Source organism: Bradyrhizobium pachyrhizi, from assembly GCF_029714545.1.
Classification (GTDB): domain Bacteria; phylum Pseudomonadota; class Alphaproteobacteria; order Rhizobiales; family Xanthobacteraceae; genus Bradyrhizobium; species Bradyrhizobium pachyrhizi.
On sequence record NZ_CP121667.1, the window covers coordinates 5,770,903 to 5,786,166 of the forward strand.

The 15,264-nt window shown below is 63.9% G+C and carries 16 protein-coding genes; 9 read left to right on the top strand and 7 right to left on the bottom strand.

Going from position 1 to position 15,264, the window contains the following annotated elements:
• Positions 1 to 4 precede the first annotated feature (4 nt).
• Positions 5 to 985: an alpha-ketoacid dehydrogenase subunit beta gene (locus QA639_RS27380; RefSeq protein ID WP_157343317.1), complete on the bottom strand. Its 981-nt coding sequence runs from the start codon at positions 983 to 985 to the stop codon at positions 5 to 7.
• Entirely contained in the window at positions 978 to 2,171 is a 1,194-nt protein-coding gene (gene pdhA, locus QA639_RS27385) for a pyruvate dehydrogenase (acetyl-transferring) E1 component subunit alpha (protein ID WP_283087723.1), read from the bottom strand. The genes QA639_RS27380 and pdhA overlap by 8 nt, the downstream gene beginning before the upstream one ends.
• 74 nt (positions 2,172 to 2,245) lie before the next feature.
• On the opposite strand from pdhA, the gene QA639_RS27390 reads away from it, so the two are divergent.
• Both QA639_RS27390 and QA639_RS27395 read left to right on the top strand, forming a co-directional pair.
• Entirely contained in the window at positions 2,246 to 2,464 is a 219-nt protein-coding gene (locus tag QA639_RS27390) for a hypothetical protein (protein ID WP_028336082.1), read from the top strand.
• A gap of 341 nt (positions 2,465 to 2,805) precedes the next feature.
• Complete coding sequence (locus QA639_RS27395) at positions 2,806 to 3,099, top strand: GYD domain-containing protein (RefSeq protein WP_244978502.1); 294 nt, start codon at positions 2,806 to 2,808, stop codon at positions 3,097 to 3,099.
• A 187-nt stretch (positions 3,100 to 3,286) separates the two neighbouring features.
• Here QA639_RS27395 and QA639_RS27400 read toward each other — a convergent pair whose 3' ends face one another.
• Positions 3,287 to 4,882, bottom strand: coding sequence for an ABC transporter substrate-binding protein (locus tag QA639_RS27400; protein WP_050385902.1), 1,596 nt, complete (start codon positions 4,880 to 4,882; stop codon positions 3,287 to 3,289).
• Between the two features lie 293 nt (positions 4,883 to 5,175).
• On the opposite strand from QA639_RS27400, the gene QA639_RS27405 reads away from it, so the two are divergent.
• Entirely contained in the window at positions 5,176 to 5,937 is a 762-nt protein-coding gene (locus QA639_RS27405; RefSeq protein ID WP_157343313.1) for a proteasome-type protease, read from the top strand.
• 12 nt (positions 5,938 to 5,949) lie between these two features.
• Positions 5,950 to 6,711 carry an SDR family oxidoreductase gene (locus QA639_RS27410; protein WP_157343310.1) on the top strand — a complete coding sequence of 254 codons (762 nt, stop codon included), beginning with the start codon at positions 5,950 to 5,952 and terminating at the stop codon, positions 6,709 to 6,711.
• A gap of 366 nt (positions 6,712 to 7,077) precedes the next feature.
• On the opposite strand, the gene QA639_RS27415 is transcribed toward QA639_RS27410, so the two are convergent.
• Entirely contained in the window at positions 7,078 to 8,301 is a 1,224-nt protein-coding gene (locus QA639_RS27415; RefSeq protein ID WP_283087724.1) for an MFS transporter, read from the bottom strand.
• Between the two features lie 116 nt (positions 8,302 to 8,417).
• Between QA639_RS27415 and QA639_RS27420 the strand changes: the two genes are divergently transcribed.
• The gene (locus tag QA639_RS27420) at positions 8,418 to 9,674 is read left to right on the top strand and encodes a NupC/NupG family nucleoside CNT transporter (protein WP_157343308.1); all 1,257 of its coding nucleotides are present in this window, start codon (positions 8,418 to 8,420) and stop codon (positions 9,672 to 9,674) included.
• A 245-nt stretch (positions 9,675 to 9,919) separates the two neighbouring features.
• Here the strand turns inward: QA639_RS27420 and QA639_RS27425 are convergent, their stop codons facing one another.
• Together QA639_RS27425 and QA639_RS27430 are read right to left on the bottom strand one after the other, a co-directional pair.
• Entirely contained in the window at positions 9,920 to 10,486 is a 567-nt protein-coding gene (locus QA639_RS27425) for a cupin domain-containing protein (protein ID WP_157343306.1), read from the bottom strand.
• A 112-nt stretch (positions 10,487 to 10,598) separates the two neighbouring features.
• On the bottom strand, positions 10,599 to 10,889 hold the full coding sequence (locus QA639_RS27430; protein ID WP_026192965.1) for an usg protein: 291 nt from the start codon (positions 10,887 to 10,889) through the stop codon (positions 10,599 to 10,601).
• 394 nt (positions 10,890 to 11,283) lie between these two features.
• On the opposite strand from QA639_RS27430, the gene groES reads away from it, so the two are divergent.
• The 4 genes from groES to QA639_RS27450 all read left to right on the top strand — a co-directional run bounded on the left by groES (position 11,284) and on the right by QA639_RS27450 (position 14,398).
• Positions 11,284 to 11,598, top strand: coding sequence for a co-chaperone GroES (gene groES / locus QA639_RS27435; RefSeq protein WP_021077770.1), 315 nt, complete (start codon positions 11,284 to 11,286; stop codon positions 11,596 to 11,598).
• 42 nt (positions 11,599 to 11,640) lie between these two features.
• Positions 11,641 to 13,281, top strand: a complete 1,641-nt coding sequence (groL, locus tag QA639_RS27440; protein ID WP_157343304.1) for a chaperonin GroEL — start codon at positions 11,641 to 11,643, stop codon at positions 13,279 to 13,281.
• Positions 13,282 to 13,944: 663 nt separating this feature from the next.
• Positions 13,945 to 14,160 (top strand): hypothetical protein, encoded by a 216-nt coding sequence (locus QA639_RS27445; RefSeq protein WP_028352345.1) that lies wholly within the window; start codon positions 13,945 to 13,947, stop codon positions 14,158 to 14,160.
• A 40-nt stretch (positions 14,161 to 14,200) separates the two neighbouring features.
• Entirely contained in the window at positions 14,201 to 14,398 is a 198-nt protein-coding gene (locus tag QA639_RS27450; protein WP_057018449.1) for a hypothetical protein, read from the top strand.
• An 18-nt stretch (positions 14,399 to 14,416) separates the two neighbouring features.
• On the opposite strand, the gene QA639_RS27455 is transcribed toward QA639_RS27450, so the two are convergent.
• Positions 14,417 to 15,211: a Crp/Fnr family transcriptional regulator gene (locus QA639_RS27455; protein ID WP_244481753.1), complete on the bottom strand. Its 795-nt coding sequence runs from the start codon at positions 15,209 to 15,211 to the stop codon at positions 14,417 to 14,419.
• Positions 15,212 to 15,264: the final 53 nt, after the last annotated feature.

The following is a 15,264-nucleotide window of genomic DNA, read 5'->3' on the forward strand; positions in this document are numbered from 1 at the left end:
GTGGTCAGTTGTACTGGTGCGCCTTCCGGGCTGCGATCACGATGCGTTCGACCGACGGCATGTAGCGTTGCTCAAGGCGGGCCATCGGGATAATCGTGTCGTAGCCGGTGACGCGGGTCACGGGTGCGAGCAGCGAGGATAGTCCGCGCTCGGCGATTATGGCTGCGATCTCCGCGCCAAATCCGCCGGTGTGCGCGGCCTCGTGCACGATGACGCAGCGCCCGGTCTTTGCGACCGACCTGAGCACGGTGTTTTCATCGTAGGGCTTGAGCGTGGCGAGGTCGATAACCTCGGCAGCGATGCTCTCGTCGGCGAGCGCGTCCGCTGCGGCCATCGTTTCCTTTAGCATCGCACCCCAGCTGATCAGCGTGACGTCGCGACCTTCCCTCTCGACAAAGGCGCGATCCATCGGCAAGGCTTCGCCGTTGTCCTCGACCTCACCTTTCACGGCGCGGTACAACCGCGTCGGCTCCAGGAACACCACCGGATCGGGATCGCGGATCGCGGCGAGGAGAAGTCCATAGGCGCGCTCCGGCGACGAAGGTATCACGACACGCAAGCCCGGAATGTGGGCCAGCATCGCCTCAGTGCTCTCGGAATGATGCTCGGGTGCGCGAATGCCGGCGCCATGCGGCGTGCGCAGAACCATCGGACAAGTGAGCCGTCCCTGGGTACGGTTGCGCATCCGTGATGCGTGGTTCACGAGCTGATCGAGACAGGGATAGATAAATCCCATGAACTGGATTTCGCCGACCGGCTTCAGTCCCTGCGCGGCCATGCCGACGCAAAGCCCGCTGATCAGGAGTTCGGCAAGCGGCGTATCGAGGACGCGCTCCGGACCGAAGCGCTCCTGCAAGCCGACGGTCGCGCGGAAGACGCCACCATTGACGCCGACATCCTCGCCGAGCACGACCACATCGGGATCATCCGCCATCGCGCGGCCGAGCGCCCGATTGATGGCTTCGACCAACGTGACTTCAGGCATCGTCCTCTCCCGCGAGTTCGCGACGCTGCGCGGCGTACGCCTCGGGCAGATCGGCATAGAGGTTGTCGAACATGGTTTCTGCTCGGCGTGGCGGTGTCTTCAGATAGCGCTCCACCGCCGCCTCGATGCGCTCATGGCACTCGGCGGCAAGCCGCTCCTCGTCCGCCTTGGTCCACATCTTCTGACCCACAAGATAGGACCTGAGGCGCGCGATCGGCTCTTCCTTCCAATGCGCCTGGACTTCTTCGGCCGAACGATAGCGCAATGCATCATCTGACGTCGTGTGATCGCCGAGCCGATAGGTGACCGCTTCGATGAAGTGAGGGCCCTTGCCGTCGCGGGCAGCGGCGATGGCCTCCTCGGCCGCGGCGCGCATCGCCACCACGTCACTCCCGTCCACCTGCTCGCCGCTGAACCCGGCGCCGATGGCCTTCTGCGCTAGCGTCTCGGAACCCGTCTGCAGACGCAACGGCACCGATATGGCCCATTGATTGTTGGTGGCGACGAACACGAGCGGCAATTTGTGAACGCCGGCGAAATTCATTGCCTCGTAGACATCGCCTTTCGAGGTGGCGCCGTCGCCGAACATGCAGACGGCCACGCGCGGCTCCTTGCGCAACTTCAGGGCGTAGGCAACGCCGGCGGCATGCGGCGCCTGTGATCCGACGGGAACGCAGAACGGGAAATCGTGCACCGGACCGGAGAATTGATTGCCGCGTTCATCGCCGCCCCAGAACAGCAGGATCTCCTCCAGCGCGACGCCACGCCAGAGCAACGCGCCGTTGTCGCGATAGGAGGGCAACAGAACGTCATCCTCCCGCATCGCACTCGCGATGCCGACCGACACCGCCTCCTGGCCGAGCGAAATGGCATAGGTTCCCAGCCGACCAGTGCGCTGCAATGCAACAGCCTTTCGGTCGAACAGACGCAACAGCACCATCGACCGGTAGAGTTCGACCAGCAGCTTGGCATCGGTGGCGAAGGCAGGAAGCGGCCGTTCTATCGAGCCGTCGGGCGCGAGGTAATTGCGGCGGCGCACCTCAAAGCGCGCAATGACGGGGAGCTCTTCGTTCGCTCTTTTGCTGGCCACGCGCTCACTCCAGGAGCGGTTCTGCCTCCCACGTTCAACTATTTGGTGTTCGGGCCGCGACGATGCAATACCGTGGCAGCATCGCTCTTGGCGCACGCGCCAGCGGCCGGGCCGTGAGGATCGATCGACAGTATCCGTGGAACAGCGCCGCGACTGCTGTATAAGAGAGCATGGCACATGGTCAGGTTGTCCTCGTAACAACTGCGCCGTTGGACGGCGGCCCGCCGGTTCGCTCGGTCTTCTTCGTGGCCGAAGGAGACGCGGCAAAGGCCACGGCGATCATTGCGGACATGATGGCCCCGAATGAAACGGTCGAAGCGTTGGGGCCGCTTCCCGAAGCGGCTGTCAAGGCGCTCGGGTTGAAACCCGGTGACTACACCCACACCTGACTTGCATCGGATAGCTGTCCGGCGCGCGAAGGTCCGCGGCCACATCCTTGCGCAGAGGGTGTGATCTTGACGCGGCGCCCTCGCTTACGCGGTCCCGATCACAACGCGGGGAGCCCTCTTTCTCAAGCAAGGGACATGGCGTAATCTGCGGCAAGTTGCCCTTAGACGGGACGGGCCGACGTCGCCGTTTGAAGGAACGGGCAGCGGTCAGGCCGTCGGCAGGCATCGCAATCTGAAAGCAGCGCCTGCCTTATGTGGCGCTCCCTCAACTTCAACATGAAGCAGGTTGGCCTGCCGCACGCGCGGCAGACAAGGGCAGTGCTTAACCCTTGGAGGACGACATGGCGACATTCATAGTGAGGATCGACTGGACCGACCAGGGAATTCGAAGTGTCAAGGACGCTCCCAAGCGCAGCCGAGCAGCGAAAGAACTCGCCAAGACGCTCGGTGTCGAGATCAAGGAGGTCTATCTCACCTCCGGCGAGCATGACATCCTTCTCCTCGCCGAAGCGCCTCTTGGCGACAACATCACGAAACTCGCGCTTGCCCTCAGTTCTCAGGGAAACATACGGACCTGCACATCACGGGCCTGGCCCGAGGCCGAGTGGACCAAGCTGATATCCGAGCTTCCGTAGCGGCTTCGGGACGTCCCTATGGATCTCTGCGCGGTCTGACTGACGGGCGCCGTCGATCTTGATACCCTGCGATCGGCGCCAGCGTGTGTGCGCAGGAACCGAGACTGCTCCTCGTCGTGTGAACGAGTAAAGTACGAGGCGCACGAGGGCGACGGCGGACGTCGTCGCCGGCGGGGCCGCACATGCCCTATTTATCCAGCCAGACATCCTCGAAACGCAGATTGTTGTACTGGCTGTTGTCGTGCGGGTGGAAATTCTTCACGTAAGGCTGCCAGCAATTGCCGGCCGATGAGTGCAGGATGACCGGCCGCGCGGCGTCGTCGACCAGCAGGTGCTCGATGTCGAACACGATCTTGCGGCGCTTGTCCTTGTCGACCTCGCGCGACTGTGCCGCCAGCAGCTTGTCGACCTCGGCGTTGCAATACTGGGTGTAGTTGCGCTCGGAGTTGCAGGAATAGTTCTCGACCAGATTGCCGTCGGGATCGTCGACGCTGACGCCGGTGACGTTGAGGCCGATGGTGTAGTCCTTGCGCTGCAGCCGCGAGTACCAGCGCGGCGTGTCCAGGATGTCGAGCTCGGCTGTGATGTAGATCTTCTTGAGCTGGTCGGCGAGGATCACCGCCGGGTCGCGATAGGTCGGCAGATTGCGGGTCTGGATCTTGATCGACAGCGGCTTGGCGTCACTGTAGCCGAGCTTCTGCATGATCGCCTGCGCCTCGGCGAGGTTCTTCCCGGTATCGGGGCCGTACCCCATCAGCGTCGACAGGATCTCCGGCGGCATGCCCCACTCGCCTTCGGGCTTCGCCTGCATCGCGCCGCCGAGCCGCCCGCTGCCCTCGAACAGGATGCTGTTGAAGGCCTTGCGATCCAGCGCCAGCGACATCGCCTTGCGGATATCCGGATTGTCGAACGGCGGATTGACGCGGTTGACCAGGAGATTGATCTGCAGATTGGTCGAGGTCATCTCGCAGATCGCGTTCGGCGCCCGCGCCTTGACGTCCTTCATCAGGGGAATGCTGACGTCGGACGGAAAGGTGATGTCATAGTCGCCGGTCGCGAATGCCAGCATCCGCGTGGCGCGGCTGTCGATCGAGCGCACCGTGATCTCGTCGAGATACGGCCGGTCCTTCTTGAAGTAATCGGGGTTACGGACCAGACGGATCGAGTCACCGCGCCTAAACTCGACGAACTTGAACGGCCCGGTGCCGACCGGCTTGGTGCGCATCACCTGCTGCGGAACGTGGCAGGGATAAACCACGGAGAAGGCGCTCGCGAGCAGCGCCAGCAGGCCGGGCTGCGGCTCGGTCAGCTCGAAGGTCGCCTCATCGTCGCCATTGATGCCGACATCCTTGAGCTTCGAGTACCAGACCTTGCGCGGGTTGCGCTTGAAGTCCTGGGTCTCGCTCTTGCCGATCAGCATCCGCCAGGTGCACTGCACGTCCTTAGCCGTGAACGGCTGCCCGTCATGCCACTTCACGCCGTGCCGCAGCTTGAAAGTGAGCTTTGTATTGGTCTGATCCCAGGACCAGCTCTCGGCGAGATCGGGGATCACGGTGTCGATGCTTTCGTGCACCTTGGCCGGATCGAACACCACGAGGTTGTTGAAGACGGCCGCGAACGGCATCACCGAGGCGATGGTGGATTCCTCGAGCAGCGAGGTCGAGGGCGGATTGTCGTTGTGATAGAGCCGCAGGGTGCCGCCCTTCTTCTGCGCCGATGCAGGGCTCGCGGCCGTCGCCGCGATACCCAATGCCACAATGCACGCGGCCAGTTTGAACGACATTCCCGCCTCCCGAAATTTCTTGTTGTCGTCGGTTGCAGGCAGTCGAGCACAACACCCCGCCCCCCGCAACGACGCGAGGCCAAGATCATTGCCGGCTGCGCGCAACGCAGAGCGAGACCGGGATGCGCCCCGCAACCTGGACGGCTGGAACAGGCGCCCGGCCATCGCTCGGTCGTCCCGCCCCTCTTTGACGGGCCACTGCATCTCCCGTCACGGGGAATTGGGGTTGGATGCATCCTCGAAATTGGCTACTAGTTTCCCGCCGAGAAACTCGGACCGTCTGAGGGCTTTAAATGACCTATTGCTGCGGAATTCTGGTGCGCGACGGGCTCGTCATGATCGCCGATACCCGCACCAATGCCGGCCTCGACAACGTCTCGACCTTCCGCAAGCTGCACATCTTCGAAAAGCCCGGCGACCGCATCATGGCGATCGCCAGCGCGGGGAATCTCGCGATCAGCCAGTCGGTGCTGTCGACCCTGACCGAGGGCATGGAAGATCCGCACAGCGGCGAGCTCGAGACGCTGATGAACGCCCCGACCATGTTCCAGGCGGCGCAGCGGATCGGCCGCGCCATCCGCTCGGTGCACGCCACCGAGGGCGAGGCGCTGCGCGCCGAGGATATCTCCTTCGACGTCTCATTCCTGTTCGGCGGCCAGATCAAGGGCTCGCGGATGCGCCTGTTCATGGTCTACACCGCCGGCAACTTCATCGAATGCACCATCGACACGCCATACCTGCAGATCGGCGAGCACAAATACGGCAAGCCGGTGCTCGACCGCGCCATGCATTACGACGTCGAGCTCTACGAGGCGCTGAAGACCGGGTTGATCTCGATGGATTCAACGATGCGCTCCAACCTCGGCGTCGGCCTCCCGATCGACGTGCTGGTGGTGCGCACCGACGCCTGCGAGGCCGATCTCAACCACCGCATCGAGGCCGGCGAGCCCTATTTCCACGACCTGCGCTCGCGCTGGTCGGCGGCCCTCCGCGCGGCGCACCAGAACATTCCACGCCCACCCTACAAGAACGAAACCGAAGCAAAAACCAAGTAAGAGGAAACTCGGATGACTGAGACAACCAGCAAGATCGCCCTCGTGACCGGCGCCGGCACCGGTGTCGGACGCGCCGCGTCGCTCGCTTTGATGGACAAGGGCTACACCGTGGTGCTCGCCGGGCGCCGCATGGAGATGCTGGAGGAAACCGCCAAACTCGGCCCCGCCGGCAAGAGCCTGTGCGTGTCGGCCGACATGGCCAATCCGGCCGCGATCGCCGCGCTGTTCGACAAGGTGAACGCGACCTATGGCCGGCTCGATGTGCTGTTCAACAATGCCGGCATGGGCGCGCCGCCGGTGAACTTCGAGGATCTGCCGCTTGAGCAATGGCAGGCGGTGGTCAACACAAACCTGACCGCGCCGTTCCTGTGCACCCAGCACGCCTTCCGCATCATGAAGGACCAGACGCCGCGCGGCGGCCGCATCATCAACAACGGCTCGATCTCGGCGCATGCGCCGCGGCCGTTCTCCGCCGCCTACACCTCGACCAAGCACGCCATCACCGGCCTCACCAAGTCGTCCAACCTCGACGGCCGCATGTATGACATCGCGGTCGGCCAGGTCGATATCGGCAATGCCGCGACCCCGATGACCGACCGCATGGTCAACGGCCCCGGCGTGCTGCAGCCGGACGGCACCACCAAGCACGAGCCGCGCATGGACGCCAAGGCGGTCGGCGACGCCGTGGCCTACATGGCCGGCCTGCCGCTCGACGCCAACGTGCTGTTCATGACCGTGATGGCGACCAAGATGCCGTTCGTCGGCCGCGGCTGATCCTCCCTTCTCGCCGCTTGCGACAGGGCTATCTCGACGGCATGGACGGGCTTGTCCCGGGCATGCCGTCACAGGGGCGCACCGTCAAAATATCGAAAACAACCCCATGCAAAGGAGCCGGCGGCTGCCGGCGTCCGACACGGCAACTTGACACGTCGGGCAAATCAGCTGTACTTTTCCATTATCCCGAAATCATGAAAGCTTGCCCCGGGGCTGATCTTCCCCTTCTCCCCGCGCGCAAGGAGAAGGTCGGGATGAAGGGGAGTCTCCGCGAGGACGGTGAGAGACAAACTCGCGGAAAGTCTCCCTCACCCGCCGCTGCGCGGCGACCTCTCCCCACAAGCGGGGCGAGGTAAGGGAAGCGCCCTACTCCAGCTTCTCGACGTCCCGCAGCGTCGGGAACAGCTTCATCCAGAGCAGCGCGACCGCAACGGTGGCGACGCCGCCGAGCACGGCCGACGGCACGGTGCCGAGCAGCGCCGCGGTGACGCCGCTCTCGAACTGGCCGAGCTGGTTGGAGGCGTTGATGAACAGGAAATTCACCGCGCCGACACGGCCGCGCATCTCGTCGGGGGTGGCGAGCTGCACCAGCGAGAAGCGGATCACGACGCTGATCGTATCCGCGGCGCCGAGCACCGCGAGCGCCAGCGCCGACAGCCACATCCAGTGCGACAGCGCGAACACCACCGTCGCGACGCCGAACACGATCACCGCCTGGAACATGCGCATGCCGACGCGGCGGTTGATGGTGTGCCGCGCCAGCACCATCGTCATCAACAGCGCACCGACCGCGGGCGCGGCGCGCAGGACGCCGAGGCCGAGCGGGCCGGCTTGCAGGATATCGCGCGCATAGATCGGCAGCAGCGCGGTGACGCCGCCGAACAGCACCGCGAACAGATCGAGCGAGATGGTGCCGAGGATCGCCGGATTGCTGCGAACGAAGGTGACGCCGGCAAACAGATCGTCCGACGACCCGCCGTTCTTCACCGGCGCCTGCTGCAGCCGGCCGATGCCGCCGGTCAGGAGGGCGCCGAACAGCCAGAACACCATCATGATGCCGTAGGGCGCGCTCGGCATCAGGGCATAGGCGAAGCCGCCAAGCGCCGGTCCGGTGATGGTCGCAACCTGCGCCGCGCCGCTCGAGATCGCGGTCGCCCGCTGCAGCGAGCCTTGCGGCGCGATCAGCGGCAACAGCGCGGCGGTCGCCGGACTCTCGAACGCGCCGGCGATCCCGAGCACGAAGGTCGCGACGAATATCTGGATTTCGGAGATGGTGCCGGCAAAAGTGCTTCCGGCGAGAAACAATGCGGTCAGCGCCTCCGCGATCTGGCAGGCCTGCACCACGCGCTTGCGCTCGAAGCGGTCGGCGGCGTGGCCGGCGACGAACACCAAGAGCGCCGTCGGCAGAAACTGCACCAGTCCGACCATGCCGAGGTCGAACGCGCTGCCGGTCAGATCGTAGATCTGCCAGCCGATCGCCACCGCGCCAATCTGGCTGGAGAAGCGCGACAGGCTGCGCGACGACAAGAAGAACAGGAACGGTCTGTGGCCGAGCAGATCGCGGGCGCCGGCCGGCGTGGCGGAGGACATGGATGATTGCGTGGCCGAGCGCCTGCAACTTGTCAATGGATACGAGATGAACGCGCAACAGCATTGCGCTGCGAGGGGCCCCTGCCCATAATCCCGCGAGAGTTCTTGGGGGCGTGATGCTGCAGTTGCAATCGGCGTTCGGCGTGGTGGCGTTGCTTGTGATCGCCTGGGCGCTGAGCGAGAATCGCCTGAAGGTGTCGCTGCGCCAGGCGGCGATCGGGCTCGTCGTCACGATCGCGACCGCGCTGGTGCTGATCAAGGTGCCGCTGGTGACGCAGGCCTTCGGCGCGATCAATGACGCGGTCGGCACCATTGCCGCCGCGACCCGCGCCGGCACCGCCTTCGTGTTCGGCTATGTCGGCGGCGGCCCGGCGCCGTTCGATCCCAAGGCGCCGGGCTCGGATTTCATCCTCGCCTTCCAGGCGCTGCCGATCGTCCTGGTCATGAGCGTGCTGACGACGCTGTTGTTCTATTGGCGCGTGCTGCCGCCTGTTGTGCGCGGCATGGCCTGGCTGCTCGAGCGCACGCTCGGCGTCGGCGGCGCGGTCGGGCTCTCGACCGCGGCCAATATCTTCCTCGGCATGGTCGAAGCGCCGCTGTTCATCCGCCCCTATCTGGCGCAGCTCACCCGCAGCGAATTGTTTCTGGTGATGACCGGCGGCATGGCCGGGATCGCCGGCACGGTGCTGGTGCTGTATGCGACGCTGCTGGCCCCGCTGATCCCGGATGCGGCCGCGCATTTCGTCATCGCCTCGGTGCTCGGCGCGCCGGCCGCAATTTTAGTGAGCCTGATCATGGTGCCGGAAACGTCGGACAAGCGCACCGGCGGATCGCTCGACAACCCCGATATCCAGGTGTCGTCGACGATGGACGCGATCGTGAAGGGCACGGCGGCCGGGCTCGAGCTCTTGATGAACATCATCGCGATGCTGCTGGTGCTGGTCGCGCTGGTGTATCTGGCGAACGCGATCATCGGCCTGCTGCCGGAGATCGGCGGCGCAAAGATCTCGCTGCAGCGCCTGCTTGGTTACGTCATGGCGCCGGTGTGCTGGCTGATGGGCCTGCCCTGGCCGCAGGCGATCACGGCGGGAAGCCTGATGGGCACCAAGACCGTGCTGAACGAACTGATCGCCTATGTCGACCTGTCGAAGCTCGGCCCCGACGCGCTCGATCCGCGCTCGCGGCTGATCATGCTCTACGCGATGTGCGGCTTTGCCAACTTCGCGAGCCTCGGCATCATGATCGGCGGCCTCGGCATCATGGCGCCCGAGCGACGCGACGAGATCAACGCGCTCGGGCTGAAGTCGATCGTCTCGGGCACGCTGACGACCTGCCTGATGGGCGCGATCGTGGGGATGCTGACGCAGCCGTAGCCGCAGTAGCCCGGATGCGGCGCAGCGCAATCCGGGACGGTTCGGCCCGCGTATGGAAGCCCCGGATTTCGCTTCGCTGCATCCGGGCTACGTAATTTCGACCAGGTCGTCATGCCCGGGCATAACCGTCCGAAGGACGGCGTCGCTTCCGCTTGCCTATGACCCGGGCATCCATCGGCCAAGGAGAATCTTTCGAAGCAGGATGGATGGCCGGTTCAAGCCCGGCCATGACGGCCGCGAAAAGCCTACGCCTTCAGCTCCACCGTCTTGAACTCGGCCGGCAGGATCACCTCCAGCAGTTCGACGTCGTCGGAGTAGTCCAGGATCATGTGCCGGATGCGCGGCGGCTGGGTCCAGGCGCTGCCTTGCTGCATCAGCGTCTCGCCCTCGCCTTCCATGTAGGTCTTCACCCAGCCCTTGAGCACATAGACCATCTGGAAGTCGACGTCGTGGAAGTGCAACTTCGACACTTCATCGGGATTGCACGGTCCCTGCAGCCGGATGACGTGCGCCTGCGCGAGGCCATGCGAGGCGGCGGCGATGCCGAGGTCGCGGTACTTGGCGTAGGCGCGCAGCCCGTCGGCCTTGAAGTCCTCTTCGCGGTGATGGCTGATCGCGACGCGCTGTTTCGGCCGCGCCTTGGCTGCAGTTTTCGGCGCACTCTTTTTGGCCGCCGGGACGCGGCCTTTCGACTTGATGGTCTTGCGCGCGGACGATTTCGCGGACGTCTTCTTGGTGCCGGCGCCGAGCCCCGACCATTTCTTCTTCACCGCGGTCTTGGCTGCCGATCTTGATGCCGTCTTCTTGGCCATTGTTTCGCCTCCCGTCTTTTTGTGACGGAGAGAGGCTAACACAAGTCGCGCACCGCGAGGCGAGCAAAGGCGCACAGCGCGCTTTTGCCCCCAAAGCCGGGGTTCAGCCCGCTCAATGCAGCCGGAACACGCCGTCGACGGCACGCAGCTCGGCCGGCTTGACCAGCTTGGAATGCGCCACCGTCACCGAAAACAGCGGGCCCTCGAGCTTCGCTTGCCAGAACGCGAGGAAATCCTGCAGCGCCGGAAATTTCGGAAACAGGTCGTAGTTCTGCCAGACATACGTCTGCAGCAACGAGGGGTGATCCGGCATCCGATAGAGGATTTGCGCCGTCGTCAGCCCGTACCCCAGCAACTGCTTCCGGAAATCGTCGGAAACAACCCCACCAACTCGCGAGACCATGCCAACCTCCTGTGACGGAGCGCATTCACGTGGTGGCCGACCTCCCCCGCCGGACCACCGGCAATGGATGCGCTCACATGAGAGAAATGTGACGCACGCGACTAACCCATCTCAAGCCTAAATGTTTAATAGGTTGTTGAAATTTCTTGCGTTGGCAGCAGCTTACCGCATCTGCTAATAGCCCCGGCGCCCCCTCTCGGCGGCATTAAGGATGCCGAAATGATCTCGGCATCCTTCTGGCAGACCGCACTCACGAGTGCCAATTTTTCTGCTAGAGGCACTTGCCCGCCGCCAAGGCTTGGCCTATCTCCTGCCCAACCAGTCTGGCACTCGCTGGACTGGACTGCTAACTCTCCAAAAATCTACAGCATCTACAAATGTTTAGGAGGACTGCATGAAATTCCGTCCGCTTCACGACCGCGTCGTGGTCAAGCGTATCGACGCCGAAGAGAAGACTGCTGGCGGCATCATCATTCCGGACAGTGCCAAGGAAAAGCCCTCGCAGGGCGAAGTCATCGCCGTTGGCCCGGGCGGCCGCGATGAAGCCGGCAAGCTGATCCCCATCGACGTCAAGGTCGGCGACCGTGTCCTGTTCGGCAAGTGGTCGGGCACCGAGGTCAAGATCGACGGCGAAGACCTGCTGATCATGAAGGAAAGCGACATCATGGGCGTGCTCGACGTCCCCGCTTCCAAGAAGAAGGCGGCCTAAGCGCCTCTTTCCCTCCAGTCATTCTCTCAAGGAAAAACTCAGATGGCAGCTAAAGAAGTCAAATTCTCCGTCGAGGCGCGCGACAAGATGCTGCGCGGCGTCGACATCCTCGCCAATGCGGTGAAGGTGACCCTCGGCCCGAAGGGCCGCAACGTCGTGCTCGAGAAGTCGTTCGGCGCTCCCCGCATCACCAAGGACGGCGTCACCGTCGCCAAGGAGATCGAGCTCGAGGACAAGTTCGAGAACATGGGCGCCCAGATGGTGCGCGAAGTCGCCTCCAAGTCCGCTGACGCGGCCGGCGACGGCACCACCACCGCGACCGTGCTGGCCGCGGCGATCGTGAAGGAAGGCGCCAAGTCGGTCGCCGCCGGCATGAACCCGATGGACCTGAAGCGCGGTATCGACCTCGCGGTCGAAGCCGTCGTTGCGGACCTCCAGAAGAACTCCAAGAAGGTCACCTCGAACGAGGAGATCGCCCAGGTCGGCACCATCTCCGCCAACGGCGATGCCGAGATCGGCAAGTTCCTCTCCGACGCCATGAAGAAGGTCGGCAACGAGGGCGTCATCACGGTCGAGGAAGCCAAGTCGCTCGAGACCGAACTCGACGTCGTCGAGGGCATGCAGTTCGACCGCGGCTACATCTCGCCCTACTTCGTCACCAACGCCGACAAGATGCGCGTTGAGATGGACGACGCCTACATCCTGATCAACGAGAAGAAGCTCTCCTCGCTGAACGAGCTGCTGCCGCTGCTCGAGGCCGTGGTGCAGACCGGCAAGCCGCTGGTCATCGTCGCCGAGGACGTCGAAGGCGAAGCCCTTGCCACCCTCGTCGTCAACCGCCTGCGTGGCGGCCTGAAGGTCGCGGCCGTCAAGGCTCCGGGCTTCGGCGATCGCCGCAAGGCCATGCTGCAGGACATCGCGATCCTGACCGGCGGCCAGGCCATCTCGGAAGACCTCGGCATCAAGCTCGAGAACGTCACGCTGCAGATGCTCGGTCGCGCCAAGAAGGTGATGATCGACAAGGAGAACACCACGATCGTCAACGGCGCCGGCAAGAAGGCCGACATCGACGCCCGCGTTGCCCAGATCAAGGCGCAGATCGAGGAGACCACCTCGGACTACGACCGTGAGAAGCTGCAGGAGCGTCTCGCCAAGCTCGCAGGCGGCGTCGCGGTGATCCGCGTCGGCGGCGCGACCGAGGTCGAGGTGAAGGAGCGCAAGGATCGCGTTGATGACGCGATGCACGCGACCCGCGCGGCTGTCGAGGAAGGCATCGTCCCGGGCGGCGGCGTCGCCCTGCTCCGTGCCTCCGAGCAGCTCAAGGGCCTGCGCACCAAGAACGACGACCAGAAGACCGGCGTCGAGATCGTGCGCAAGGCGCTGTCGGCTCCGGCTCGCCAGATCGCGATCAACGCCGGTGAAGACGGTTCGGTCATCGTCGGCAAGATCCTGGAGAACAAGACCTACAACTACGGCTTCGACTCCCAGACCGGCGACTATGCCGACCTCGTCAAGAAGGGCATCATCGACCCGACCAAGGTCGTGCGCACCGCGATCCAGAACGCTGCCTCGGTTGCCGCGCTCTTGATCACTACGGAAGCGATGGTTGCCGAGCTGCCGAAGAAGAACGCCGGCGGCCCCGCGATGCCTCCGGGCGGCGGCATGGGCGGCATGGACTTCTGATCCAGCCACCCAAGGCAATCCACGAAATGCAAAACCCCGGCAGCGATGCCGGGGTTTTTGTTTGGGGCAGGCTCGCCGGGCGACTTACCGCAGCGCGGCCGATGCGAATACCTCCACAACCTCGCACTGATGCAGAGCCTTACGCTGCTCACAGCATGCACGTTATGCACAACACTCTCCGTAAATATACGTTGGTCTGAGTTGACAATTTCAAAAAAAATTTCATGCGAGAGTCGCAAACCGAACCGACAGTGTCGTCAGCGTCCCGCACAGTAGGCTCGGGACGAGATCGAAGTTCACTCAAAAATCTGAATTGAGCACGGAGCGTCAGCTCCCGTGACGCGAGCAAGCGTTGCGGAGAATGCGTTCACTTGCGAGGGAGGCAGTGCAGTGAGCGAAAGCGACAAGGCTCTCAGCCGAGCCGCCTGAAGAAGCGGCGTTGAAGTCACATTGAGGATTCGTTCAAGGAGGGACCTGGCCGGTTGGAAGAAGCCCAGTGACGAGAGCATGCAGCCCCCACTGCCCGATGCTCCGTCAACCCGCCGCAGGTGCGCGATGCCCCCCCAACTACCCCGCGCACCGATCTGGGGCCAATCCAACCGGCCGGACTATTCTGCAAGGCAAAAGGCAAAAAGCAAAAGGCAATATGGGAGGGAGGCGCTCATGGGCATGGTGATGGTCAGATGTCCGCAAACCGGACACGCGATTTCCACCGGAATCAAAACCGATCGCGAGAGCTTTCGACGCAGTACCGTGTTCTTCTCGCGCACGCCCTGTCCATTTTGCCGTGCGGATCACGCCTGGTTTGCGCGGGACGCCTGGGTCGACGAGCCGAGCATCCGCGTGCGGCGACGCCGCGGCGGCGGTTCACCGGCCTGAAAATGGCCACCACTTTTGACGACCGCGATGGAGGGACACCATGGCGCAGGTGCAGATCTCGACCGAAACGTCTGCCTGGCTGCTGCAGGCCAAGGACTTTCTCGATGAGGCACGACGGCTGAAGCCCGGTCCGAAGCGCAATGAGTTGCGCGAGACCGCAAAGGTGCTGCGCGAGATTGCGGAGCTCGAAAGGGTATCCTCCCCCACGCGGGAGCTTGATCGGCGGCCAGGAAGCTGATCGCACCAGGGAACGCGCTTACACGGCGTCATCCGCCTCGATTTCCGGGATGCGCGGATCGTTGGCCGGCGCCATTCCTCGCGTTCGAATCTTGCTACCCGAGAAGATCTCCTCGGCCTCGAGACGCATGACGCGATGGCATTCGCACGCCGCCGCCAATAGCCGCGCCCGGTCGATCTCGATCTGACCTCGTTGATCTGACCTGATCGCACCGCGCTTGCGCAGATTACCCATCAGCAAGGTCACCGTCGTTCGTCGTACGCCGAGGATTTGCGACAGCGCTTGCTGGGTCAGCGGGAGGACGTCGCTGTCGACGCGGTCGCGAAGCTGAAGCAGCCAGCGCGCCATCCGCGCCTCGACCGGGTGGAGCGCATTGCACGCGGAGCCGAGCTGAAACTGGATCAGCATCGATCTGACGTGCTTCTGGATCGCCTGCCGGATCCCCGGACTGCGGCCGAAAGCGGCATGAAAGCGCGCCGCCGGGACCCGCGAAGCGGTACCAGCCGCACGAACGACGGCGGTAATGCCTGACGGCGAGGCTCCGAGAACCGAAAGACTACCCACGGCCCCTTCGCATCCGACCACACCGGTCGCGACCGTCTGCCCATCCGCCATGTCGATCATCAACAGGATCGCGCCGCTGTGAGGAAAGAAGACGTAGTCGATCTCGTCACCGGCGCGCGCCAGGACTGCATCCTGTTCGAGCGCAACGGTCTCAAGTTCGGGTCTCAGGAGGTCCAGATCCGCCGGCGACAATGTCGCGAGAAGGCGATTACAAGTTCCACCGGAAATGCTCACCTGCGGGAACGTCAAGGGTCGCACAGCATACTCACTCAAACACAGGATGAAAAACAAATTCCAAACGC

Bases quoted from the DNA above. Each gene is read 5' to 3' on its own strand.
- QA639_RS27380 (WP_157343317.1), bottom strand. From the start codon at position 985: ATGCCTGAAGTCACGTTGGTCGAAGCCATCAATCGGGCGCTCGGCCGC.
- QA639_RS27390 (WP_028336082.1), top strand. From the start codon at position 2,246: ATGGCACATGGTCAGGTTGTCCTCGTAACAACTGCGCCGTTGGACGGC.
- QA639_RS27395 (WP_244978502.1), top strand. From the start codon at position 2,806: ATGGCGACATTCATAGTGAGGATCGACTGGACCGACCAGGGAATTCGA.
- groES (WP_021077770.1), top strand. From the start codon at position 11,284: ATGAAATTCCGTCCGCTTCACGACCGCGTCGTGGTCAAGCGTATCGAC.
- QA639_RS27410 (WP_157343310.1), top strand. From the start codon at position 5,950: ATGACTGAGACAACCAGCAAGATCGCCCTCGTGACCGGCGCCGGCACC.
- groL (WP_157343304.1), top strand. From the start codon at position 11,641: ATGGCAGCTAAAGAAGTCAAATTCTCCGTCGAGGCGCGCGACAAGATG.
- QA639_RS27450 (WP_057018449.1), top strand. From the start codon at position 14,201: ATGGCGCAGGTGCAGATCTCGACCGAAACGTCTGCCTGGCTGCTGCAG.
- QA639_RS27405 (WP_157343313.1), top strand. From the start codon at position 5,176: ATGACCTATTGCTGCGGAATTCTGGTGCGCGACGGGCTCGTCATGATC.
- QA639_RS27430 (WP_026192965.1), bottom strand. From the start codon at position 10,889: ATGGTCTCGCGAGTTGGTGGGGTTGTTTCCGACGATTTCCGGAAGCAG.
- QA639_RS27425 (WP_157343306.1), bottom strand. From the start codon at position 10,486: ATGGCCAAGAAGACGGCATCAAGATCGGCAGCCAAGACCGCGGTGAAG.
- QA639_RS27400 (WP_050385902.1), bottom strand. From the start codon at position 4,882: ATGTCGTTCAAACTGGCCGCGTGCATTGTGGCATTGGGTATCGCGGCG.
- QA639_RS27445 (WP_028352345.1), top strand. From the start codon at position 13,945: ATGGGCATGGTGATGGTCAGATGTCCGCAAACCGGACACGCGATTTCC.
- QA639_RS27420 (WP_157343308.1), top strand. From the start codon at position 8,418: ATGCTGCAGTTGCAATCGGCGTTCGGCGTGGTGGCGTTGCTTGTGATC.
- QA639_RS27415 (WP_283087724.1), bottom strand. From the start codon at position 8,301: ATGTCCTCCGCCACGCCGGCCGGCGCCCGCGATCTGCTCGGCCACAGA.